Here is a 24,231-nt window from a genome sequence, read left to right on the forward strand (position 1 = left end):
CTTTCCGATAGAGGTGTCGAGCCGAGAGTGGTGTCGAGCCGATCAGGAGGGGGTGCGCTGTCCGAACCATCCGGCCGCGGGGGCGGACGTGTTGTTCCAGATGTGCTTGGTCTCCTGGTACTCGTGCAGTCCGGCCGGACCGAGTTCACGACCGTTGCCGGACCTCTTGAAGCCACCCCATTCGGCTGCGGCGGTGTAGTACCCGAAGTCGTTGAGCCACACCGTGCCGTGGCGCAGTCCGCGCACCATGCGCTCTCCGCGCGCGGCGTCCGTGGTGCGCACCCCGGCGGCGAGGCCGTACTCGGTGTCGTTGCCCAACCGCAGTGCCTCCTCCTCGGTCGTGAAGCGCTCCACGGTCAGGATCGGACCGAACGTCTCCTCCTGCACGATGGACATCTCGCGACTGCAGTGATCGAAGACGGTGGGCAGGAAATAACTTCCGGCCGTGAGCGCCGGATCGGTGGGAGCGTGGCCGCCGGTTCGCAGTACGGCACCCTCGGCGACGGCCGCGGCGACGAAGGCGTCCATCTTGTCGCGCTGCGCCATCGACACGAGGGGTCCGGTCTCGCTGGCCGGGTCGATGCCCGGTCCCATCCGGATGGCCTCCGCGCGCGTGATCAACTCGGCGACGAACGCATCGGCGACGGAGTCCTCGACGATCAATCGTGTTCCGGCGGAGCAGACCTGACCGGAATGAAGGAAGACACCGGTCAACACCTGGTCCACCGACGCGTCGAACGTGCCCTCGTCCGCGGCGTCGGCGAAGACGATGTGCGGGTTCTTGCCGCCGAGTTCCACGGCGACCTTGGTCACGTGTTTCGCGGCCGACTCCAGAATGATGCGCCCGGTGGCGAGCCCGCCGGTGAACGAGACGAAGTCGACGTCCGGGTTGTCGGTCAGCGCGGATCCCAGTGCCGCGCCACTGCCCTGGATCAGGTTGACGACACCGGCGGGCACGCCCGCCTCCTCGATCAATCGTACGAACGCCACGGTGCTGAGCGGGGTCACCTCGCTGGGTTTGAGCACCATCGTGCACCCGGCGGCCAGTGCCGGTGCCACCTTCCACGAGATCTGCAGCAGCGGATAGTTCCACGGCGCGATCATCACGCACACCCCGATCGGCTCGTGGACCACACGAGAGATCACGGCCGGATCGCCCACGTCGACCACGCGATCACCGGACACGGCGGCCAGGCGGGCGTAATACCGGAACACCGACGTCACGTCGTCGATGTCGATCTCGCTCTCGGCGAGCGTCTTTCCGGTGTCCAGCGTCTCGATCAGGGCGAGTCGCTTCTTGTCGCGCTGGAGCAGATCCGCGATCCGGGTCAACACCTCGCACCGTTCGGCGATCGGGGTCCCGGACCACGCGCCGTCGTCGAACGCCGAGCGGGCTGCGGCGACGGCGGCCGTCGCCTCGTCGATCGACGCTTCGTCGACGGTGGCGATCACGTGTCCGTCCGACGGATCGATGCAGTCCCGCGTCTCACCGGACGTGGACGCGACCCACTCGCCGCCGATGAACAGAACCTTCTCGAACTCGCTCGGGTCTATGCGGTCGGTGGCCGTTTCTGTCGTCGTCACCAGAGAACCATGTCACCGTCCTGTGCCGAATTCCACCCGGCCCCTCAACCATTGGTGGAATTGTCCGATATGGTGCTCGGCCGGAACGAGCACCCCACCGTGCCGGTACGCCCTCGACGACATCGCCGGTTGCGTCCGCTCGCACGCCTCGAAATCCTGCAGATTCACCCGATGAAAGAGTTCGACGGACCGCGAGAGGTCCCGTCCCGACGCCACCACCTCGGCCGAGTACAGCCAATCGCACTCCACGATCGTGCGATCGGCGCCGACCGGATACATGCGGTGCAGGATGACGTGGTCCGGCACCAGATTGACGAACACGGTCGGCTTGATCGTGACGGCGTAATAGCGACGATCCTGATCCTCGGCGAGGGCGGGAAGCGGGTCGAAGCCGGCCGACCCGTCGACGGTGAATCCGTCCACGTCCGACGAGAACTCGGCGCCGTGTCCCACGTAGTACTGGGCGGCGAGGCCGTCGGCGAACTCGGGCAGCACCTCCGTCAGTTCCGGGTGGATGGTCGCGCAGTGGTAGCACTCCATGAAGTTCTCGACGATCAGCTTCCAGTTTGCGGCGACGTCGTAGACCTCGCGGCGGCCCAGCTCCAGACCGTCGACCCCGTACCGGCCCACCGCGTCGGAATCGCCGAGCCGTTCGGTGACCGCGTGGACGACCTCGTCCTCGAACGACGGTGGGTCGTCGGCCAGGCAGACCCAGGCGTACCCGAGCCACTCGTGCAGAGCCACCGGAACGAGTCCCCACTGCGCTCGATCGAGCGGCTCTCCGTCCGCGCCCGTGAGCGTCGAAAGATTTGGCGCCGCAATCAATGTGCCGTCCAGACCGTAGGTCCACGCGTGGTAGGGGCACTGCAGGTTCCGTTTCACCCGGCCGGATTCCGCGGTGCACAACTGCGCACCGCGGTGTCGGCACACGTTGAGGAACGCGCGAAGCGCACCGTCCCGGCCCCGCACGATCAGCACCGATTCCCGTCCGACGGTGACCCTGCGGAACGCACCCGGGCTCGGCAGATCTCCGGCGCGGGCGGCACAGAACCACATCGCCTCGAAGACGTGTTCCTGCTCGGCGGCGAAGACCTCGGAATCGGTGTACCACCGCCCGCCGAGCGTCGGCATCAGCGACTGCGTGGACGGTCCGTCGAGGATGGTCATACGGTCACCAATCGGCTGGGATCGAACAGGGAGATCGGGTGCGCCGTGGCACCCGTGGTGGCGAGATCGGCCAGGATCTCGCCGACGACCGGCACGAACTTGAACCCGTGACCCGAGAATCCGCACGCCACGGTGACGTTGGCCGCGTCCGGGTGGCGCGCGATGACGAAGTGCTCGTCCGGAGTGTTGGAGTACATGCAGGTCGCCGTGTCCAGACAGCGTTCGTCCAGCGTCGGCAGAATGCGTCGAACTCGCTGCGCCATGGCCGCGATCTCCTCGGGATGCACGGTGCGGTCGATGGTGTCGGGGGTGCACTCGACACCCTTGCGAAAGAACGCCACCTTCACCCCGCCGTCCGGACCGTCGATGGCGGGGAAACCGTAGTCCTGGAGGCCGTCCGCCCCCTCGTGGATGAAGATCGGGTTGCGTTCGTACGGCGCGGTGCCGACCGAGGAGTCGAACCAGTAGAGGACCTGCCGTTCGACGACGATGGGCACCCCGAACCGTTCCAGCAGGACCGGCGCCCACGCGCCGGGGCAGATGACCACCTGGCCCGCGTGGTACGTGCCCGCATCCGTCGTGACGGTCACTCCCCGCGGAGTGTCGGTCCACGACGTGACGCTCTCCCCGAACCGCAGTGTCGCGCCGTGGGCCTCCGCGAGGTCCAGGTGGGCCTGCACGGTCACCTCCGGACGAGCGAATCCGGCCGCCGCTTCGAACAGAGCCACCTCGTCCGGCTCGGGTCGAAAGAGCGGGAACGTCGATCGGACCTGGTCGGCGTCGAGGATCTCGTGCGGAAGGGACCACAGCCGGGACGCGGCGAGGCTTCCCGCGACCGTCGTCGAGTCGGGTCGGCCGACGAAGAGTCCGCCCGTGATGCGATAGACCTCGCGGCGGGATCGCTGGGCCAGCTCCTCCCACAGTTCGTACGACCGGAGGAGCAGCGGCACGTACGCGGGGTCCTCGAAGTAGGACTGGCGAATGATGCGGGACCCGCCGTGCGACGAGCCCCGGTCGTGCGCCGGCGTGTACTTCTCGAGACCCAGCACCTTCTGACCCCGCTGCGCGAGGTGGAAGGCCGCGGCACTTCCCATGCCGCCGAGTCCGATGACGATGACGTCGTAGGTCACGGTGCTCATCTCCTGATCCTGTCCCCGGCGGGGTCCACGACGGCGTCGTCTGCGACGGTCGCGGCCACGGTGGTGTCGAAGTACGCGACGGTGACGGAGTCACCGACGTTGGTCCCGGCCGGCAGCCAGGCGTAGGCGACGGTCCGCCGCAGAGCCGCCGACCATCCGGCACTGGTGACGTGGCCGACGACCGTGCCGTCGATCGACACCGGCTCCTTGCCCATCAGCGCCGCGTCGCGATCGGTGGCGACGACGGTGCGCAGTCGCCGCGGGGACGGCCGAGACCCGAGCGCCGCCCGGCCCCGGAAGTCCTTCGCCGCCGTCACCGCGAACTCCACACCGGCCTCGACGGGAGTGTGCTCGGCCGTCATGTCGTGGCCCCACGCCCGATAGCCCTTCTCGAGTCGAAGACTGTCGAACGCGTGACGTCCGGCCGCGATCAAGCCGTGCTCGATCCCGCTGTCCCACAACAGATCCCAGAGTGCTCCCCCGTACTCGGCGTCCGTGTAGATCTCCCAGCCGAGCTCGCCGACGTACGACACCCGCAGCATCGTCACCGGTATCGCACCGAGAACGGTCTCGACCGCCCGGAAGTACCCCATACCGCCGTTCGAGAGGTCCGCCGGGCACAGTGGCGCCACGACTTCACGCGCCCGCGGGCCCCAGAGTCCGACGCCGCACGTCGCCCCGGTGACGTCCCGCACCACCACGTCCTTCTCGCCCCGATGCCGCGAGATCCAGTCCAGATCCAGCGGTCCGTTGGCGCCGACGCGGTATCGGTCCTCGGCCAGTCGAGTCACCGTGAGGTCGCTTCGGATACCGCCACCGTCGTCGAGAACCAGCGTGTAGGTCACCCTCCCGACGGCGGTGTCGACGTTCTTGGTCGTCAGTTGCTCCAGCAACGCCGCTGCGTCCGGTCCGGTCACGTCCAACCGGGTCAGCGGGGTCATGTCGTACATCGCGACCCGCTCGCGGGTGACCGCTGCCTCGGCGATCGAGATGGGCGACCAGTGCCGAGCGGACCACTCGTCCCGCGCCGGCACCACGAACCCGTCGGCGACGAGACGGTCCAATTCGATCGCGTTCGCCTCGAACCAGGCCGGTCGTTCCCACCCCCCCGACTGCACGAACTGCGCGCCGAGTTCCCGCTCGCTCGCGTGGAACGGACTGCGACGCAGCCCCCGCAGCGCCTCACGCTGCTGCCGCGGGTGCACGATGTCGTAGACCTCGACGAAGGCCCGGGCGCTGGTCGTCGCGATGAACTCCTCGGTGCGCTCGACGGTTTCGAAGCGGTACAGGTCGGACTCGTGGAGGTCCACCTCCGACGCCCCGTCGATCATGGACTGCGCCACCGCCCGCGCGATGCCGGCCGAGTGGGTCACCCACACCGCTTCGGCCACCCAGAATCCGGTCAGGTCGCGGTGCTCACCGACGATCGACTGGCCGTCCGGGGTGAAGGAGAAGATTCCGTTGAAACCCGACTCGACCTTCGTCTCTCCCAGCGCCGGGATCAGCCGGGCGGATTCCCGCCAGGCCGGGTCGAAGTCGTCGTCCGTGAACGGCAGCATCGACGGCATGACCGCCTCCGGTCCGTCGTCGTACACGAGCATCGACATGTCCACCGGCATCGGATCGTGACCGTAGTACCCGATGCCCAGCCGATCACCGTGCTCTCGGTAGTAGAGGTCGCCGTCCTGGTGCCGCAGGATGGGGAGCCGGGCATCGGACGGATCCGTCCCGGCACCGGCCAGCGCCGGAATCTGCCCGGTGTAGGCGTACTGGTGGGCCATCGGCACCAGCGGGACCGTCAGACCCACGCGCCGACCCAGTTCCGCCCCCCAGAACCCGGCGGCCGAGACCACGATGTCGGCGTCGATGTCACCGTTCGGGGTTCGTACCCCGCTCACGTGCCCGCCGCGGTGCAGCACCTCGCTCACCGGGCAGTGGGGCCGGAACGTCGCACCGCGGGACTGCGCCGCCCGCGCCTGCGCCTCGGCCGCCCGCAGTGCGCGCGCGAGTCCGTCCGTGGGGGTGTGGAATGCGCCGAGAAGGCGATCGGGGTCGAGGAGCGGGTGAAGGGCGGCGGCGGCCCGTGCATCGATCAGCTCTCCGGGTATCCCGCAGGCCGCGGCCCAGCCGGCCTTGCGATGCAGGTCGGTCCACCGCTCTGCCGTGGTGGCCACCTCCAACCCACCGAGGGTGTCGAAGCACGGAGCGCCGTCGAGAGCGAGACCTCGGAACTTGTCGGCGGTGTAACGCGCGAAGTGTGTCATCGACCGGGAGGCATTGGTCTGGAACACGAGACCCGGTGCGTGCGAGGTGGATCCGCCCGTCGAGAACATCGGGCCGCGATCCACCACGGTCACGTCGGTCCAGCCTCGCATCGTGAGTTCGTCCGCGAGGGACGTTCCCACGATGCCGGCCCCGATGATCACCACCCGTGGCGTTCGTGCTGTCGCTGCCGTCATCGTGCGCCCTTTCGTCGACCCGATCGTTCCGGACAACGCAACACGGTTCGCTGTCCGCAACACGATGCCGGTGTCACAGTGCGGCGTGCGCTCGGCGCTGTCAACCGGAGCGCTCGTGATCCACGAAACTCCGTGTCGCGATTGACGCGCCCCGTGGCGTCCTGCATTGTGTTGCGCAGTACGCAGAGTGTTGCGATTGACGCAACTCTCCCCGAAGACCGGACCCGGCGGAGGCATCATGGCCGACACGACGCAACTACTCACACAGAGCGCTGCGACATTCACACAGACCGCGCCGACATTCGTCGCATGCGAGTCGCGCGAACTGGCTCTCGGCGCGGTCGTCACCGTCACACCGCCGGGGCACGCGGCCATCTCGGTCTTCCACACCGACGAGGGACTCTTCGCCGTCGACGACACCTGTACCCACCAGGACGCGTCACTGGCCGACGGCTGGGTCGAGAACTGCACGGTGGAATGCCCGTTGCACGAATCGTGCTTCGACCTGCGCACCGGAGCCGTCTCCGGAACCCCCGCGAAGGTGGCCGTGCGTACCTACCCGGTGAGCGTCGTCGACGGCTCGATCGTGCTCGAACTTCCTCGGCCGTGAGTCCGCCGCGTTCCGTCCTGGTCGTCGGAGCGTCGCTCGCCGGCTCGACGGCGGTCTCCGCTCTGCGCGACCACGGCTTCGACGGTGCGATCACGGTGGTCGGCGACGAGCCCAGACTCCCCTACGACCGGCCCCCGCTGTCCAAGGCCTACCTGCGCGGTGCGGTCACCGACACGGCTCTCGTCACCGATCCCGCGGCTCACGGTGCACAGTGGTCGCTCGGTGTGCCGGCCGTCGCTCTGGACGCCCGCACGGTGACCCTCGCGGACGGGCGCACCCTGACCGCGGACGTGTGCATCATCGCCACGGGGGCACGGGCCCGCACCCTCATCGGAGCGCAGGAGCTGGCCGGAGTGCACACCCTGCGGACCGTCGACGACGCGTCGGCTCTGCGCACGTCGATGTCCACAGCACGTCGGATGGTGATCGTCGGTGCCGGATTCATCGGGGCCGAGGTCGCGTCGACCGCGGTGGCGCTGGGCATCGACGTCACCGTGGTAGAGGCGTCGACCGCACCCCTCGCCGGTCCGCTGGGAACCGACATGGCCGACATCGTGGTCGGGCTTCACCGTCGGCACGGGGTGACCCTGTTGGTCGGTGCCGCCGTCGACACCCTGAACGGCCGCGACGGCCGGGTCTCCTCGGTGACTCTCGGGGACGGCCGCGTTCTCGACGCCGACGTCGTGGTCGTCGGAATCGGGTCACTGCCCAACACGGAATGGGCCGCGGCCTCCGGTCTCGCGATCGACGGCGGCTTCGTCACCGACACTCGGTACCGCACCACTGTTCCGGGCGTCTTCGCGATCGGCGACTGTGCGCGCCCGTACGACGAGATCGCCCATCGTCATCATCGGAGCGAACACTGGTCGGGTGCTGTCGCCGGGGCCGAGACCGTCGCACGGCTGGTGACCGGAGCAGAGCGCCCGCGGCGAAGTGCGCCGTATTTCTGGTCCGATCAGTACGGGCACAGCATCCAGTTCGCCGGTTGGCGCCAACCCACCGACTCCGTCCGCGTGATCGACGGCGATCCACAGGACGACCGTTTCGTGGCCGTGTACGAGCGAGAGAACCGGACCGTGGCCGTGATCGCCATGGACAACCCGCGCCTGTTCACCCGCCTACGCAAGGAACTGACGGCCTCGGCTGCCTGATCGCCGCTCGGCAACTGGAGCCCGTAACAAACCTGTTCCCCGAATTGTTGTGAACTACCCGGATGAGCGTGGGGAGCACGGCGGCGCCGGTGGACCACCGCTAGCGTCGGTCCGATGACCGCCGAGACAATGCTCCCCGAGAACCCGACCGTCGGCGTTTCCGCTCCGGTGGCGAATGTCCCCGATGCCCCCGAGTTCGACGCCGCACAGCACGCGATGGACATGGTGGGGTACCACTACCGTGTCGACGACTACTACGAGGTCGGTCGCGAGAAGGTGCGCGAGTACGCGAAGGCGGTTCGCGACGGCAATCCGGCGCACTGGACCGAGGAGGGCGCGCGCGAGTTCGGTTACCCCGCGCTCGTGGCCCCGCTGACCTTCATCTCGCTCGTGGGCATCCTGGCCCAGCAGAAGCTGCTCGAGCGCATCGCGACGGGATACGACCTGTCACAGATGCTGCAGACCGACCAGGTCATCGAGTACTACACCCCCATGCTCGCCGGGGATCGGATCGTCTGCGACGTCTCGCTCGACTCGTTCCGCAAGATCGTCGGCCGCGACATGCTGGTCACCAAGAACGTCGTCACCAATCAACGCAACGAGCTGGTGCAGATCACGTACACCACTCTGCTCATCGGCCGTGCCGGTGACGTGGATCAAACGGTGGCCGACGCCGCGCGGGGCATGGTGATGAACGGCATGTTCTCCAACGCCACGCCCGTCGAGGACGCCGACGTGGCCGAGCCGACCGAGACCTTCGATCCGCCCGTCGTCGTCGGTGACGAACACCGGTCGTTCCGCTCGTTCGACGACGTCTCCGTCGGTGACGCGCTGCCCACTCGGGTGGTGTCTCTGACCCGCGGAGATCTGGTCAACTACGCCGGCGTGACCGGGGACGGAAACCCGGTGCACTGGAGCGACACGTTCGCGGCCATGATCGACCTCGACACCGTCGTCGCCCACGGAATGCTGACGATGGGCCTCGGAGCCGGGTACGTCACGTCGTGGTTGGGCGACCCGGGTGCGGTGAAGGACTGCACGGTGCGCTTCACCAGTCCCGTCATGGTGCATCCCGTCGACCCCGCCGAGATCGTCATCAACGGAAACGTGAAGTCGATGGACCCCGCCACACGCACCGCGGTGGTGTCCATCGACGCACGCTTCAACAACAAGCGCATCCTCGGCCACCGAGCGACCGCGACGGTACGCCTGAGCTGACCGACCTCACCCCGCGACGGCGCCGACGACCGACGCGGGGAGCTTCTCCACCTTCTTGTACGGGCCGACCACCGCTGCGGCCATGGGCCGCGACAGGAGTGTTCGCGCGACATCGCGGACCTCGTCGTTGGTGACCCGATCTATCCGGGCCAAGGTCTCCTCGATACTGCGATGACTGCCGTAGTTCAGTTCGCTGCGACCGATCCGATTCATGCGGGAACCCGAATCCTCCAGTCCCAGAACGAAACCACCACGCATCGACCCTTTGGCGCGAGCGCACTCGGCGTCGGTGATGCCGTCGGCGGCCACGGACGCGAGCACCTCCCGCACCACCGTGGTCACCTCGCCCAGATTCTCCGGCTGACACCCGGCGTACACCGAGAAGGCGCCGGTGTCGGCGAACGTGTCGACGGACGAGTACACCGAATAAGCCAGGCCACGCTCTTCCCGGATCTCCTGGAACAGCCGCGAACTGAGCCCACCGCCGACGGCGGTGTTGAGCACCGACAGCGCCCACCGGTTTCCCGAATGGCGGCCCATGCCCCGCACTCCGAGGCACAGATGCGCCTGCTCGCTGTCGCGGGTGGTCAGACTCAGCGTCGGCTTCGTGGTCATGCGCCCGGATCCGCCGCGCCGCGGCGCCGGTTCCGCCGCTCCGGCGAGCGACTCGCCGAACGCGCGTCGCGTCCCGGCGACGACGTCGTCGTGATCGACGTTGCCGGCGACGGCGACCACCATCCTCGGCGGGACGTACCGCCGCGTGTGGAACGAATGCAGTTGCGAACGCGTCATGGCGTCGATGGACTCGACCGTGCCGATCACCGGCCGACCGATCGGATGATCGCCGTACAGCGCCTCGAGGAACGCGTCCCCCAACAGGTCCTCGGGGTCGTCGTCTCGCATTGAGATCTCCTCGAGCACCACCTGCCGCTCGACGTCGACGTCCTCCGACCGGCACCGACCGCGCAGAACAACGTCGGCGACCAGATCCAGACCCAGGTGCAGGTCTTCGTCGAGAACATGCGCGTAGAAGCAGGTGTGCTCCTTGGAGGTGAACGCGTTGAGCTCACCTCCGACGCCGTCCATCACCTGGGCGATGTCGAGTGCACTGCGCGTCGGGGTCGACTTGAACAACAGATGCTCCAGGAAGTGGGCCGCGCCGGCCACGGACGGTTGCTCGTCACGCGAACCCACGGCCACCCAGACCCCGACCGACGCCGACCGTACGCCGGGCACGAACTCGGTGACCACGCGAACGCCACCGGGCAGCACCGTGCGACGCACGCCGGGCCCGTTCCCCTCGCCGATCCGCGAACGGCGCAGCTCGGAACCCGAGAGTTCCGGCTGCGCCGCTGCGTTCGAATACTTCTTACTCAGCGCCCACCTCGGCGGGTGCGTCGGCCGTCGCGGCGGTCGCGTCGTCCTCGACCGGGATCAGGCTGATCTTGCCGCGGTTGTCGATGTCGGCGATCTCCACGCGGAGCTTCGACCCGACGCTGACGACGTCCTCGACCTTGTTGACGCGCTTCCCGCTGCCCAGCTTCGAGATGTGCACCAGACCGTCACGGCCCGGCAGCAACGAGACGAACGCACCGAATGCGGTGGTCTTGACGACGGTTCCGAGGAAGCGCTCGCCGACCTTGGGCAACTGCGGGTTGGCGATGGCGTTGATCATGTCGATCGCGGCCTGAGCGGACGGGCCGTCCGCGGCACCGACGTAGACGGTGCCGTCGTCTTCGATCGAGATGTTGGCACCCGTCTGCTCGGTGATGGAGTTGATCATCTTGCCCTTGGGTCCGATGACCTCACCGATCTTGTCGACCGGCACCTTGATGGCCGTGACGCGCGGTGCGTACGGGCTCATCTCGTCGGGGGCGTCGATGGCCTCGGCCATGACCTCGAGAATCGTGGTCCGCGCATCCTTCGCCTGCGACAGGGCGCCGGCGAGAACCTGGGACGGGATGCCGTCGAGCTTCGTGTCCAACTGCAGGGCCGTGACGAAGTCCTTGGTCCCGGCGACCTTGAAGTCCATGTCGCCGAACGCGTCCTCGGCTCCGAGAATGTCGGTGAGCGCGACGTACCGGGTCTCCCCGTCGACCTCGTCCGAGACCAGGCCCATGGCGATGCCGGCGACGGGAGCCTTGAGCGGCACACCGGCGTTCAGCATGGCCAGCGTCGAGGCGCAGACCGAGCCCATCGACGTGGAACCGTTGGAGCTCAGGGCCTCGGACACCTGGCGGATGGCGTAGGGGAATTCTTCCTGGCTGGGCAGCACGGGCAGCAGCGCCCGCTCGGCCAGAGCACCGTGACCGATCTCGCGACGCTTGGGCGTACCCACGCGACCGGTCTCACCGGTGGAGTACGGCGGGAAGTTGTAGTGGTGCATGTAGCGCTTGCTGGTCTCGGGTCCGAGCGAGTCGATCTGCTGGGCCATCTTGACCATGTCGAGGGTGGTGACACCGAGGATCTGGGTCTCGCCGCGCTCGAACAGTGCACTGCCGTGGGCGCGCGGAACGACCGCCACCTCGGCGGACAGCTCACGGATGTCGGTGATTCCGCGGCCGTCGATACGGAACTGGTCGCGCAGAATGCGCTGCCGGACGAGCTTCTTGGTCAACGAACGGAAGGCCGCACCGATCTCCTTCTCACGGCCCGCGAACGTGTCGCCGACGATGGTGAGGACCTGGCCCTTGACCTCGTCGAGCTTCGCCTCGCGCTCGGCCTTGCCGCCGATGGACAGCGCCTCGTTGAGAGGAATCTGCGCCGCACCCTCGACCGCGTCGAAGACGTCCGACTGGTACGGCGGGAACAGCGGGTAGTCGCCCGCGGTGTTGGACGCGGCAGCCGCGAGTTCCTTCTGTGCCTGGCAGAGCGACGCGATGAACGGCTTCGCCGCCTCGAGCCCTTCCGCCACGATGGCCTCGGTGGGTGCCTGTGCGCCGTTCTCGATCAGCTCGATCACGTTCTCGGTGGCCTCGGCCTCGACCATCATGATCGCGACATCGGCGTCGGCACCCTCGCCGCCCGTGACCCGACCGGCCACGACCATGTTGAACGATGCCTTCGCGAGCTGCTCGACGGTGGGGAACGCGACCCACTGCTTGTCGATGAGGGCGACGCGCACGCCGCCGACGGGACCGGTGAAGGGAAGGCCGGCGAGCTGCGTGGACGCGGACGCGGCGTTGATGGCCACGACGTCGTACAGGTCCTTCGGATCGAGGCTCATCACCGTGATGACGACCTGGATCTCGTTGCGGAGGCCGTCGACGAAGGTGGGGCGCAGCGGCCGGTCGATCAGGCGGCAGGTCAGCACCGCGTCGGTGCTGGGACGCCCCTCACGACGGAAGAACGAGCCCGGGATCCGACCCGCGGCGTACATCCGCTCCTCGACGTCGACCGTGAGCGGGAAGAAGTCGAGGTTGTCCTTCGGGTGCTTCGACGCGCTGGTCGCCGAGAGCAGCATCGTCTCGTCGTCCAGGTAGGCCACGACGGCGCCGGCCGACTGACGCGCGAGGCGGCCGGTCTCGAAGCGGATGGAACGGGTGCCGTAGGTCCCGTTGTCGATCACGGCGGTGGATTCGAACACGCCTTCGTCGACCTCGACGGCCGATCCGGTGGTGGTGGTGGTGGTCTGCGACATCTGTTTCTCTCGTCCTCTCGTCTTCGCCGTGCCCACCCGGGCGCGCACGGCGAGCCCGGTGGCTCGCGCGCGGCGTGACCTGTCGTCTCGGCGAGCGGAGGCGGCCCACGATCGAAGTCCCACGGTCGGACCCGACGTTCGAGGTGTACTCGAGAGTCGGGGACCGAAGGACCACTACCGAGGACCGACGCCGCGCCGGCGACGGGTTCACGAACGGCTGATGTACTTCGTGATCACCGGCAGGCCCGGTGATCGGTGGATCCGGTGTTTCGGTGGATCCGGTGTTCGGTGTGTCTACTGCACTTGCGACCCTACCGCCCAACCACGAACGGCCGACGAGAAGCAGTGCGGACACTGATTCTCGCCGGCGCGTTCGCGAGTTGCGGCGATGTCAATCTATCGACGTCGAATCTATCGACGCAGACCCAACCGCTCGATGAGCGAGCGGTAGCGAGCCACATCCACTTTCTGGACGTACTTCAGCAAGCGACGACGACGTCCCACCAGCAGCAGCAGGCCGCGACGGGAGTGGTGATCGTGCTTGTGCACCTTGAGGTGCTCGGTGAGGTCCACGATGCGCTTGGTGAGCATGGCCACCTGCGCCTCGGGCGAACCGGTGTCGGTCTCGTGCAAGCCGTACTCGCCGAGAACCTGCTTCTTCTGTTCGGTGGTCAACGCCACAGTAGAACTCCTGGTGGATATCGTTCGCGCGTGGATGGTGCCGACGGGCGCAGGCGACGAACGCCTGCGGAACCCTCGGTGTTGCGGCCACCGCGAACCGCAGCGCGCAACAGCGCACCACGATACCAGCGACCGGGAGCCCCCCGTGACCACCGGGCGGTCGGCGTTCAGTCGCCGTCGACCCCCGCCAGTACCTCGCGGGTGCGATCGACGTCGCGATCCATCTGCTCGATCAATTCCTCCACCGACGCGTAGGCCTCCATCCCGCGTAGCCGTTCGACGAAGTCGACCGCCACGTGCTGGCCGTACAGGTCCGCGTCACCGTCGAGCACGAAGGCTTCGACGGTGCGGGTGCGGCCGGAGAAGGTTGGGTTGGTCCCTACCGATACGGCTGCGCGACAACGCATTCCAGGCGTCACGGTGCCCATGACCGGACCGGGTCCGAGCACCGTGAACCACGAGGCGTACACCCCGTCCGCGGGAATCGCGGCGTGCATGGGGGGTTTGACGTTCGCCGTCGGATACCCGATGGTGCGGCCGCGGCCGTCTCCGTGGACCACCACACCCTCGACCCGATGCGGCCGGCCCAGTGCGTCCGCCGCCGCAGAGACGTCCCCGGCGTCGACACACGCACGGATGTAGGTCGAGGAGAACGTCACCGCGTCCTCGATCAGCAGGTTCACTCCGTCCACCGCGAAGCCGAACCGGGCACCGGCCGTGCGCAGCATGTCGATGTCGCCCATCGCCTTCTTGCCGAACGTGAAGTTCTCCCCCACCACCACCTCGGCCGCATGCAGGCGCTCGACGAGAATGTCGTGGATGTAGCGATCGGGGGTCAGCTTCATGAACTCCGGTGTGAACGGCATGACGCAGAAGACGTCGATTCCCAGCTCCTCGGCCAACTCGGCGCGTCGGGCCAGGGTGGTCAACTGCGCCGGATGACTGCCAGGGCGCACCACTTCCATCGGATGCGGGTCGAAGGTCATCAGCACGCTCGGCACCCCGCGCGCCCGCGCGGCCGTGACGGCCCGACCGATGAGTTGGGCGTGTCCGCGGTGCACACCGTCGAACACACCGATCGTGAGAACGCACCTGCCCCAGTCGGCAGGTACCTCGTCGAGACCTCGCCATCTCTGCACACCCGAAGCCTACGGCCCGCCGCCGCGGCAGCCGCGCCGGGCGTGCGGAAACGGTTACGCTGTCTGGCGTGTCCGCACCTCCGCTCTCCACCGTCGCCCAGGACTATCTCAAGGTCATCTGGACCGCCGGCGAGTACTCGGAGGAACCCGCCAGCACCAAGATGCTCGCCGGCCGAATGGGAGTGTCCCCGTCCACGGTCTCCGAAGCCGTGCGCAAGCTCGCCGACCAGGGACTCGTGGACCACGCCCGTTACGGCGCCATCACTCTGACCGAGGCGGGACGACGCGCCGCAGTGGTCATGGTCCGTCGACACCGCCTGATCGAGACCTGGCTGGTGGAGGAGATGGGGTACGGCTGGGACGAGGTGCACGACGAGGCCGAGGTCCTCGAGCACGCGGTGTCGGACCTGCTCGTGGAAAGGATCGACGCCAAGCTCGGCCATCCCGCCCGCGACCCGCACGGTGATCCGATCCCCACCATCGACGGCACCATCCCCGCCCCACCGGCGATCCCGCTCAGCGACTTCGAGGCAGGCCGCCACGGACACGTCGCCCGGATCTCCGACTCGGATCCGGACATGCTGCGCTACTTCGACTCGGTCGGCATCGCGCTCGACATGGAGATCCGGATGGTCGAACGCCGCGACTACGCCGGAACCGTCCAGGTCCGCATGGGCCCGGACGGCACCACCCTGGACCTCGGACACGTTGCCGCACAGGCGATCTGGATGACGACGGACTGAGCGGACCGAGTCAGTCCCGCAGTGTCGCGGGCCGAACCACCAGCACGGAACTCGCCCGCTTGCCGCGTTCCTGCACGAGCGCGATCGTGTTGCCGTCGGGGTCGATCGCGGCGTACACACCCGCGATGCCGACCGGGTCGAGCCACCGCCCCTGACTGAGCGACTCGGCCTCGGTCGCGTCGATGTCCCGATGCGGGAACGCAGTCTTCGCGGCCGCGTCGATGTCGAGGCTCACCGTCGGGTCCACCTCGAGGTCGCCGAGGGTACGGGCGTGCTCGAGCGAGAACGGCCCGACCCTGGTGCGGCGCAGCGCGGTGAGGTGACCACCCACGCCGAGCGCGCGGCCGAGGTCTCGTGCCAGGGCGCGCACGTAGGTCCCGGACGTGCACTCCACGGACACGTCGAGATCCAGAACGGCGTCCGATCGGCGACGGTCGAGCACCTCGAAGGAATCGACCCGAACCCGCCTCGGCTCGAGCACCACGTCCTCCCCTCCGCGGACCAGGGCGTGCGCACGCTTACCGTCGACCTTGATCGCGCTGACGCTCGACGGCACCTGTTCGATGTCTCCGGTGAGGGAGGCGACGATCGCGTCGAGATCGGCGTCCGCCACCTGCGAGGCGTCGGCGGCGAAGATCGTCTCGCCCTCGGCGTCGTCGGTGGTGGTGGCGGCGCCGAGGCGAATGGTGGCGGTGTAGGCCTTGGTGGTGAGCGCCAGCAGACCGAGCATCTTCGTCGCACGCTCGACCCCGAGCACCAGAACGCCCGTGGCCATGGGGTCCAGCGTTCCGGCGTGCCCGACGCGGCGGGTCTTCAGAAGCTTGCGGCAGGCGGACACCACGTCGTGGCTGGTCATTCCGCCGGGTTTGTCCACGACGAGCAGACCTGCGCCGACGAGACCGGTGGGGGGCTTCACATGCGCGGACACGGGAGGTCAGTCTGCCATCGGGCTCGCCGACGGTGCGACTCGCGTCAGCGAACCGTAATGGCGGTGACGACCAGTCCGTCCGCCACCCGCCACCGACCGTCGAAACCGGTGAGCGGCGCGCCCTCGGTCGTGTCTCCGGGGATCAGGATCTCGGTGCGGAAGGTCCCCGTGACTCCCTCGGCGGACTCGTCACGCCTCAGGGTGATGTGGGCGTCCTCGAAACCGAGCCACCGGCCGGTCAGGGGAAACCACGCCTTGTAGGTCGACTCCTTGGCGCTGAAGAGCAATTTGTCCCAGTGCACCTCGTCGTCGACGGCCGCCGCGAGCTCCGCGCGCTCGGCCTCGATGCTCACGGCGTCGAGTACACCGTCGGGCAGGGCCTCGTGGGGTTCGGCGTCGATGCCGACCGAGCGCACCGCGAGGGCGTAGCCCACTGCCGCGGCCCGGTACCCGTCGCAGTGCGTCAGGCTTCCCACCACTCCGCTCGGCCAGAGCGGCGAACCCATCTCACCGCGCAGGATGGGCGCGGGCTCGATTCCCATCCGCTCCATCGCGATGCGAGCACAGTGCCGAGCCGAGGTGAACTCGCGCTTGCGCTTGTCCACGGCCTTCTCGATGAGGTGCGCCTCGCGAGGATGCGGGAGAAGACCCGGTGGGTCCTCGTAGAGCTCCTCGGCCGCGACACCGCGGGGGAGCAGTCCCCGCAGTAGTCCGTCCGGATTGCTCACAGGGCACCCCCCGTCGCACGCATCTTCTCGACCTCGGCTTCCATCTCGGGTGTCACGGTGAAGTGGCCACCCCACTTGTTGAGGGCGCCGGGCGGGTACTCCGGGACCGGAAGAATCTGCCGCAGAACGGGATCGGGCAGACCGCGCCGTTTCCACTCGCGCGGGTAGCCCACCGACACCTCCTCGAACCGAACTCCGTCGTAGTAGGTGGTGCGCGGGATGTGGAGATGACCGTAGACGGCGCACAGGGCGTTGTAGTCGAGGTGCCAGGTCGCGGTCTCGACGGTGCCGCACCACAGCGCGAACTCGGGGTAGAACAACACCTCGGTGGGCTGACGCACCAGCGGCCAGTGGTTGATCAACACCGTCGGGATCGACAGGTCGACCTCGGCAAGACGTGCACGGGTGGTGGTCAACCGGTCCGCGCACCAGGCGTCGAGGGTGGCGAACGGTGTGGGCGTGATCAGGAACTCGTCGGTCGCGACCACGTTGCGTTCGCGCGCGATGGCCAGCCCGTCGGTCTTTCCCGTCGCACCGGCCGGGAGGAACGTGTAGTCGTAGAGCACGAACATCGGAACCAGAGTGACCGGTCCGCCGTCCCCGGTCCACACCGGGAACGGATCCTCGGGCGTGAGCACACCGATGTCCCGGCACATGCTCACCAGGTAGTCGTACCGGGCCACGCCGTGCATCTGCACCGGGTCCTTCACGGTGGTCCACAGCTCGTGGTTCCCCGGAACCCACAGGACGGTGTGGAACTTCTTCTTCAACTCCGTCAGAGCCCAGCGGATGTCGTCGGTCCGCTCCGAGACGTCACCGGCGACGATGAGCCAGTCCTCCGGCGACTCCGGCTCGATGGCCTCGGTCACCGGACGGTTTCCCTTGTGGCCCACGTGGATGTCGCTGACCGCCCACAACTTGGCTGGCACTCTCACGTCCTCTCATCGACTCGTGTCGCTGCCGATCCTGATCCAGGCACCGGACAGGGTCCGCCAGACCACTGCGATCGCTCTCAGGGTAACGAACACCGTCAGACCCACCCAGATTCCCGGCAGACCCCAGTCGAACAGCAACGACAGCCAGATCATCGGGAGGAACCCGACGATCGCGCTCACCAACGTCGCGGTGCGCAGGAAGGCGGCGTCGCCCGCGCCGAGAAGCACCCCGTCCAGAGCGAACACCACCCCGGCGACGGGAATGAGGGCGGCGAACAGCCACCAGATGCCGGCGATCTGACCGAGAACGTCGTCGTCGGTGGTGAACAACCGCGGGAGCACCATGTGCAGCGCGGCGAACACCGCGGCGAGCACGAGCGCGAACACCACCGACCACCGCGTGACACTGCGCGCCACCGCAGTAGCGACCCGCGCTCGCCGCGCACCCAGAGCTGCCCCCACCAGGGACTGCGCCGCGATCGCGAGCGAATCGAGCATGAGCGAGACCAGATTCCACAACTGAAGCACCACCTGATGCGCGCCCACTGCCCCCGCGCCGAACCGAGATGCCACCGTCACCGCCGAGAGAAAACAGGCCTGGAACGCCATCGAGCGAAGGATGAGGTCCCGCCCCATCACCAGTTGAGCCCGCATGACGGTGAGGTCGATGCCACGTGCGGTGCGCTCCCCCGTCGGGGTTCGACGCAACAGGGCCGAGACGAACAGAGCGGCCGCGACACTCTGGCCGATCACGTTCGCGACCGCGGACCCCTCGAGACCCATGCGCGGGAAACCGACGAGTCCGTGGACGAGAGCCGGACACAGCACGGCGGACAACGCCAGCCCGGACACGACGTAGCGCAGGGGCCGCACCACGTCCTGGACACCGCGCATCCACCCGTTTCCGGCGAGGGTGATCAGAATGAGCGGGATGCCGAACGCGGCGATGCGCAACCACGACTCCGCTCGGTCCGTGATGTCGCCCCCGCCTCCCACCACGGTCAGGATCGGTTGGGCGAACACCTGGACGAGCGCAAGGAGGACGAGCCCGATGCCGATCGCCAACCAGGTCGCCTGCACGCCCTCGTTCCGGGCCTCGAGGTCGCGCCCGGCGCCGTGCAACCGAGCCGACCGGGCCGTGGTCCCGTAGGACAGAAACGTGAGCTGTGTGCTGACGACCGACAGGATCAGGCCGCCCACCGCGAGACCCGCGAGCGGAAGCGCCCCCAGGCGCCCGACGACGGCCGAGTCGAACAGCAGGTACAGCGGTTCGGCCGCCAGGACCCCCAGCGCGGGGAACGCGAGCCCGAACAGAGTTCGCGGCGACACCCGGCCGTTCGTCTGCATCGCCGGAGCGTCGTCCGCGGTCACTCGAGCGCGACCACCAGTTCGTCGACGTTCGCCTCGATGGGGCCCGCAGCGGTGTATCCGGCGGAGAACTTGTGGCCTCCGCCTCCGAGGCGACCGGCGACCGCGGACACGTCGACGTCGTGCTTGGCGCGCAACGACACGGCCCACCCGCTCTCGTTCTGCTTGAACACGGCGGCCACCTCGGCCTCGGCCGTGGTGCGCACGATGTCCACGACGCTCTCGATCTCCTCCGGGCGCAGACCGTCCGCGTCCTCGGAACGGACCACCGCGTACACCAATCCGCGGCCGCCCGCGGCGCCCGGCAGCAATCGAGCCGAGCCGAGGACCGCGCCGAGCATGGGAAGCCATCCGAACGGGTGGGTGTCGAGCAGACGCCGCGAGATGTCCGCGGCATCGATTCCCGTCGCCAGCAGTCGGTCGGCGAGCAGGTGGGTGCCCGGCCGCACCCAGCGGAACGAGCCGGTGTCCGTCACCAGACCCGCGTACAGACATTCGGCGAGTGCACGGTCCAGCGGCACCCCCCACGCGTCGAGGAGCGAGGCCACGACGGCGGTCGTCGATTCCGCCGACACGTCGAGCACGTGGTGCGTCCCGTATCGCGTGTTGGACCGGTGGTGGTCGATGACCAGCGACTCGGCGGTGTCCAGCCGGTCCCCGAGGGAGCCGAGCCGACCGCGACTCCCGCAGTCGACGGTGACCACGAGGTCCGCGTCGGTCCGCACGAGATCGGGCGACGTCACGTATTCGGCTCCGGGGAGCGAGACCATCGATTCCGGCAGCTGCGCCGGAGACGCGAACGACACCTGCGGCACCTTGCCGCGCCGACCCAACTCGATCGCCAGGGCCAGCGCACTGCCGATGGTGTCGGCGTCCGGCTGAACATGACAGAGCAGCGTCACCGTCGACGCCCGCTCCAGCAGACCGACGGCGTTCCGGATGTCCGCATCCAAGCCCGTCACCAGATCAGCGGTCGTTCTCGGCGGCGTCTGTTCGCTCGACGGGGCTCTTGTACGGATCCGGATCGCCGGCCGGGGTGGCGTTCGCCGCGGCTTCGGCGACCTTGCTGTCGATCAGGCGCGCCCGCTCGAGCAGCTCTTCCATGTGCCGAGCCGTGTCCGGAACGGTGTCGGCTTCGAACGTCAGGGTCGGGGTGTAACGGACGCCGGTACCGGCGCCGACCTTGGTGCGCAGTACACCCTTGGCCTTCTCCAGACCGGCCGCCGCCGCCTGGTAGTCGGGTTCGGATTCGAGCGTCTCACCGCGCACCGTGTAGTAGATGGTGGCGTCGTGCAGATCCGGCGTCACCTTGGTGTCCGTCACCGTGATGTACGCGAGTCGCGGGTCCTTGATCTCGAAGCTGACCGCGGTCGCCACGATCGTGCCGATGCGCTTGGCGAGCTTGCGAGCTCGAGCCTGATCCACCACGAGAAGATTCTCCTTCAGTCCTCGGGCCCGAAAACCCGGCGCCGAACGGCGAGTAGTTGCAGCTCGGGCCTCTCGGCCACGTGCCGTTCACAGGTGTCCAACACCTCGTGCAGGTGCGACACCCCGGAGGTCGCCAGAGCGACTCCGAGCATGGATCGACGGTAACGCTCGTGTTCACCGGTCTCGGCGGCGGATACACCGAAGCGCTGCAGAGCGGCCACGACCGGCTCGATCACCGACCGCTTCTCCCTCAGCGAATGCACGTCACCGAGAAGGATATCGAGCTCGAGTGCACCGAGGTACACCGCTGACCTCCCGTGATCCGTTCGAGGTCCGACTGCCGGGACAACGACGAGCGGACGCCGGTGTGACGTCCGCTCGTCGTGACCGAGCTACGAACCGATGGTCAGTCCCGATCCTTCTCGCGAAGTTCGTACGCCTCGATGACGTCGCCGACCTTGATGTCGGAGTACGTGACCGTCAGACCGCACTCGTACCCTTCTCGAACCTCGGTCGCGTCTTCTTTCTCTCGACGCAGCGAGGAGATCGTGACGAGTTCCGCGACCACGTTGTTGTCACGCAGCAGACGTGCCTTGGCGTTGCGTCGCACGAGACCCGACGTCACGAGGCAACCGGCGATGTTGCCGACCTTGGACGAACGGAACAGCGCGCGAATCTCGGCCTGGCCCAGCGTGACCTCTTCGTAGACCGGCTTGAGCAGACCCTTGAGAGCCTTCTCGATCTCGTCGATGGCCTGGTAGATCACCGAGTAGTACCGAATGTCGACGCCCTCGCGGTTCGCCAACTCGGTCGCCTTGCCCTCGGCACGGACGTTGAACCCGATGATGATCGCGTTCGAGGCCGAGGCCAGGTTGACGTTGGTCTCGGTGACGCCACCGACGCCACGGTCGATGACGCGCAACTGAACCTCGTCGCCGATCGCGATACCCACCAGCGCCTCCTCCAGAGCCTCCACGGTTCCGGAGTTGTCGCCCTTCAGGATCAGGTTGAGCTGCGACGTCTCCTTCAGAGCGGCGTCCAGATCGTCCAGGCTGATCCGCTTGCGCGACTTCGCGGCCAACGCGTTGCGCTTGCGCGCATTGCGGCGATCCGCGATCTGCCGTGCGATGCGGTCCTCGTCCACCACCAGCAGGTTGTCGCCTGCTCCGGGCACCGAGGTGAAACCGATGACCTGCACCGGACGGGAAGGCAACGCCTCGATGACGTCTGCGCCGTGCTCGTCGACCATGCGGCGAACGCGTCCGTAGGCGTCGCCGGCCACGATCGAGTCACCCACGCGGAGCGTTCCGCGGGCGATGAGCACGGTGGCCACCGGTCCACGACCACGGTCGAGGTGCGCCTCGATGGCGACACCCTGAGCGTCCATGTCCGGATTGGCCCGGAGATCGAGAGCAGCATCGGCCGTCAACAACACCGCTTCGAGAAGGGCGTCGATGTTGGTGCCCTTGAGCGCGGAGATCTCGACGAACATGGTGTCGCCGCCGTACTCCTCGGCCACCAGGTTGTACTCGGTGAGCTGCTGCTTGATCTTGTCCGGGTTCGCGCCTTCCTTGTCGATCTTGTTGACCGCGACGACGATCGGCACGTCGGCTGCCTGCGCGTGGTTGATGGCTTCCACCGTCTGCGGCATGACACCGTCGTCGGCCGCGACCACGAGGATCGCGAGGTCGGTCGCCTTCGCACCACGAGCACGCATGGCCGTGAAGGCCTCGTGACCCGGCGTGTCGATGAAGGTCACCAGACGCTCGACGCCTTCCAGCTCCGTGAGGACCTGGTACGCACCGATGTGCTGGGTGATGCCGCCTGCTTCGCCTTCGCGCACCGACGTCTTGCGGATCGAGTCCAGCAGGCGGGTCTTGCCGTGGTCGACGTGACCCATGACGGTGACCACCGGCGGACGCTGCTCGAGCTCGTCCTCGCCACCCTCGTCCTCGCCGTAGGTGAGATCGAAGGAGTCGAGAAGCTCGCGGTCCTCGTCTTCGGGGCTCACGACCTGAACGACGTAGTTCATCTCGCCGCCGAGCAGTTCGAGCGTCTCGTCGTTGACCGACTGGGTCGCCGTCACCATCTCGCCGAGGTTGAACAGGGCCTGTACCAGCGCTGCCGGGTTCGCGTCGATCTTGTCGGCGAAGTCGGACAGCGATGCGCCGCGAGCGAGACGAATGGTCTCACCGTTGCCACGGGGCAACCGCACGCCACCGACGGCGGGTGCCTGCATGGACTCGTACTCGGCGCGCTTCGCCCGCTTCGACTTGCGTCCACGGCGAACTGCGCCACCGGGACGACCGAATGCGCCGGCTGCTGCACCGCGCTGGCCGGGACGGCCACCACCACCGGGACGGCCGCGGAAACCGCCGCCCGCGGGAGCGCCGGCGCCGGGAGCGCCGGGAGCACCGCCGCCACCACCGCGGTAGCCACCACCGGCGCCGCCGCCGGGACGACCGCCGGGCGCACCGCCCGGACGTCCGGGACGGCCACCCGCAGCGGGGGCCGGACGAGCCGAACGAGACGGCATCGCACCGGGCGTCGGCCGAGGCGGCATGGAGCCGGGGTTGGGGCGCGGACCGCCGGGACGGGGTCCACCCTGACCGGGAGCCGGACGGGGGCCACCCTGACCGGGAGCCGGACGCGGACCGCCCTGACCCGGCGCGGGAGCGCCGCCGGCGGGACGGGGTCCACCCTGGCCCGGTCGCGGTGCGCTCTGTCCCGGAGCCGGACGCGGCGCGGGCCGCTCGACCGGAGCGGACGAGTAGGGGTTGTTGCCGACCCGTGGTGCCTTCGGACCCGGCTTGGGTCCGGGAGCCGCAGGCCGGGACGGGGCTTCCGGTGCCGACGCGGAGGGCGCCTCGGGTGCGGCGGGAGCCGCAAGCGCCGCCGGGGCGGCGGGGGTCTCCGCCGCGGGTGCGGCGGGACGTTCCGGGGTGGGCTGCGGAGACGGAGCCGCCGGAGCCTCGACCGGGGCCGCCGCGGGCTCGGCGGCCGGTGCGGCCGGTGCGGGCTTGGGTCCGGGACGCGGACCGCCCGGCTTGGGCGCTGAGCCGTTGCCGGTGCTCGTGCCGTTGCCCGTGCTCTTGCCGTTACCGGCGGTGCTCCCACTGGTCGCCGGGCCGTCGCCGGAACCGGCGGCGGGGTACGACTCCCGAAGGCGTCGGGCGACCGGTGCTTCCACGGTCGACGACGCGGACTTCACGAACTCGCCCTGCTCCTTGAGCCGTGCGAGTAGATCTTTGCTGGTGACACCGAGTTCTTTTGCCAACTCGTGCACGCGGGCCTTGCCTGCCACTGCTCTCCT

Annotated in this window: 20 protein-coding genes; 4 read left to right on the forward strand and 16 right to left on the reverse strand. The window is 68.3% G+C overall.

Features of this window, described 5'->3' with window-relative positions; genetic code table 11:
• Positions 1-42: 42 nt before the first annotated feature.
• Genes ACY466_RS12440 through ACY466_RS12455 form a run of 4 tightly spaced genes read right to left on the reverse strand, consistent with a single transcriptional unit; the run spans position 43 to position 6,349 of the window.
• A complete protein-coding gene (locus ACY466_RS12440; RefSeq protein ID WP_463245691.1) occupies positions 43-1,584 on the reverse strand; it encodes an aldehyde dehydrogenase family protein in 1,542 nt (513 codons plus the stop codon).
• A 12-nt stretch (positions 1,585-1,596) separates the two neighbouring features.
• Positions 1,597-2,751 carry an aromatic ring-hydroxylating oxygenase subunit alpha gene (locus tag ACY466_RS12445; protein ID WP_463245692.1) on the reverse strand — a complete coding sequence of 385 codons (1,155 nt, stop codon included), beginning with the start codon at positions 2,749-2,751 and terminating at the stop codon, positions 1,597-1,599.
• Complete coding sequence (gene solA, locus ACY466_RS12450) at positions 2,748-3,890, reverse strand: N-methyl-L-tryptophan oxidase (RefSeq protein ID WP_463245693.1); 1,143 nt, start codon at positions 3,888-3,890, stop codon at positions 2,748-2,750. The genes ACY466_RS12445 and solA overlap by 4 nt, the downstream gene beginning before the upstream one ends.
• The gene (locus ACY466_RS12455; RefSeq protein WP_463245694.1) at positions 3,887-6,349 is read right to left on the reverse strand and encodes a GcvT family protein; all 2,463 of its coding nucleotides are present in this window, start codon (positions 6,347-6,349) and stop codon (positions 3,887-3,889) included. Before ACY466_RS12455 ends, solA begins: the two co-directional genes overlap by 4 nt.
• Before the next feature lie 238 nt (positions 6,350-6,587).
• On the opposite strand from ACY466_RS12455, the gene ACY466_RS12460 reads away from it, so the two are divergent.
• The 3 genes from ACY466_RS12460 (at position 6,588) to ACY466_RS12470 (ending at position 9,328) form a co-directional block, all read left to right on the forward strand.
• On the forward strand, positions 6,588-6,959 hold the full coding sequence (locus ACY466_RS12460; RefSeq protein ID WP_463245695.1) for a bifunctional 3-phenylpropionate/cinnamic acid dioxygenase ferredoxin subunit: 372 nt from the start codon (positions 6,588-6,590) through the stop codon (positions 6,957-6,959).
• Positions 6,956-8,110, forward strand: a complete 1,155-nt coding sequence (locus ACY466_RS12465; RefSeq protein ID WP_463245696.1) for an NAD(P)/FAD-dependent oxidoreductase — start codon at positions 6,956-6,958, stop codon at positions 8,108-8,110. Before ACY466_RS12460 ends, ACY466_RS12465 begins: the two co-directional genes overlap by 4 nt.
• Before the next feature lie 114 nt (positions 8,111-8,224).
• The gene (locus tag ACY466_RS12470; RefSeq protein WP_463245697.1) at positions 8,225-9,328 is read left to right on the forward strand and encodes a fused (3R)-hydroxyacyl-ACP dehydratase subunits HadA/HadB; all 1,104 of its coding nucleotides are present in this window, start codon (positions 8,225-8,227) and stop codon (positions 9,326-9,328) included.
• A gap of 6 nt (positions 9,329-9,334) precedes the next feature.
• Here ACY466_RS12470 and ACY466_RS12475 read toward each other — a convergent pair whose 3' ends face one another.
• The 4 genes from ACY466_RS12475 to ACY466_RS12490 all read right to left on the reverse strand — a co-directional run bounded on the left by ACY466_RS12475 (position 9,335) and on the right by ACY466_RS12490 (position 14,788).
• A complete protein-coding gene (locus ACY466_RS12475; RefSeq protein ID WP_463252263.1) occupies positions 9,335-10,651 on the reverse strand; it encodes a M16 family metallopeptidase in 1,317 nt (438 codons plus the stop codon).
• A gap of 46 nt (positions 10,652-10,697) precedes the next feature.
• The gene (locus ACY466_RS12480) at positions 10,698-12,968 is read right to left on the reverse strand and encodes a polyribonucleotide nucleotidyltransferase (RefSeq protein ID WP_463245698.1); all 2,271 of its coding nucleotides are present in this window, start codon (positions 12,966-12,968) and stop codon (positions 10,698-10,700) included.
• A gap of 411 nt (positions 12,969-13,379) precedes the next feature.
• On the reverse strand, positions 13,380-13,649 hold the full coding sequence (rpsO, locus tag ACY466_RS12485) for a 30S ribosomal protein S15 (protein WP_463245699.1): 270 nt from the start codon (positions 13,647-13,649) through the stop codon (positions 13,380-13,382).
• Between the two features lie 167 nt (positions 13,650-13,816).
• A complete protein-coding gene (locus ACY466_RS12490) occupies positions 13,817-14,788 on the reverse strand; it encodes a bifunctional riboflavin kinase/FAD synthetase (RefSeq protein WP_463245700.1) in 972 nt (323 codons plus the stop codon).
• A gap of 68 nt (positions 14,789-14,856) precedes the next feature.
• Between ACY466_RS12490 and ACY466_RS12495 the strand changes: the two genes are divergently transcribed.
• On the forward strand, positions 14,857-15,531 hold the full coding sequence (locus ACY466_RS12495) for a metal-dependent transcriptional regulator (RefSeq protein ID WP_463245701.1): 675 nt from the start codon (positions 14,857-14,859) through the stop codon (positions 15,529-15,531).
• A gap of 10 nt (positions 15,532-15,541) precedes the next feature.
• On the opposite strand, the gene truB is transcribed toward ACY466_RS12495, so the two are convergent.
• The 8 genes from truB to infB all read right to left on the reverse strand — a co-directional run bounded on the left by truB (position 15,542) and on the right by infB (position 24,222).
• A complete protein-coding gene (truB, locus tag ACY466_RS12500; RefSeq protein ID WP_463245702.1) occupies positions 15,542-16,459 on the reverse strand; it encodes a tRNA pseudouridine(55) synthase TruB in 918 nt (305 codons plus the stop codon).
• A 44-nt stretch (positions 16,460-16,503) separates the two neighbouring features.
• Positions 16,504-17,187, reverse strand: a complete 684-nt coding sequence (locus tag ACY466_RS12505) for a 4'-phosphopantetheinyl transferase family protein (protein WP_463245703.1) — start codon at positions 17,185-17,187, stop codon at positions 16,504-16,506.
• Positions 17,184-18,116, reverse strand: a complete 933-nt coding sequence (locus ACY466_RS12510; RefSeq protein ID WP_463252264.1) for a metallophosphoesterase family protein — start codon at positions 18,114-18,116, stop codon at positions 17,184-17,186. The genes ACY466_RS12505 and ACY466_RS12510 overlap by 4 nt, the downstream gene beginning before the upstream one ends.
• 12 nt (positions 18,117-18,128) lie before the next feature.
• Positions 18,129-19,469 carry an MATE family efflux transporter gene (locus tag ACY466_RS12515; RefSeq protein WP_463245704.1) on the reverse strand — a complete coding sequence of 447 codons (1,341 nt, stop codon included), beginning with the start codon at positions 19,467-19,469 and terminating at the stop codon, positions 18,129-18,131.
• A gap of 20 nt (positions 19,470-19,489) precedes the next feature.
• Positions 19,490-20,452 (reverse strand): DHH family phosphoesterase, encoded by a 963-nt coding sequence (locus ACY466_RS12520; protein WP_463245705.1) that lies wholly within the window; start codon positions 20,450-20,452, stop codon positions 19,490-19,492.
• A 4-nt stretch (positions 20,453-20,456) separates the two neighbouring features.
• Positions 20,457-20,918: a 30S ribosome-binding factor RbfA gene (gene rbfA, locus ACY466_RS12525; RefSeq protein WP_463245706.1), complete on the reverse strand. Its 462-nt coding sequence runs from the start codon at positions 20,916-20,918 to the stop codon at positions 20,457-20,459.
• A gap of 14 nt (positions 20,919-20,932) precedes the next feature.
• Complete coding sequence (locus ACY466_RS12530; protein ID WP_463245707.1) at positions 20,933-21,223, reverse strand: DUF503 domain-containing protein; 291 nt, start codon at positions 21,221-21,223, stop codon at positions 20,933-20,935.
• A 101-nt stretch (positions 21,224-21,324) separates the two neighbouring features.
• Positions 21,325-24,222, reverse strand: a complete 2,898-nt coding sequence (infB, locus tag ACY466_RS12535) for a translation initiation factor IF-2 (RefSeq protein WP_463245708.1) — start codon at positions 24,220-24,222, stop codon at positions 21,325-21,327.
• Positions 24,223-24,231: the final 9 nt, after the last annotated feature.

The sequence above is a fragment of the Rhodococcus sp. K11/5 genome (assembly GCF_055193735.1).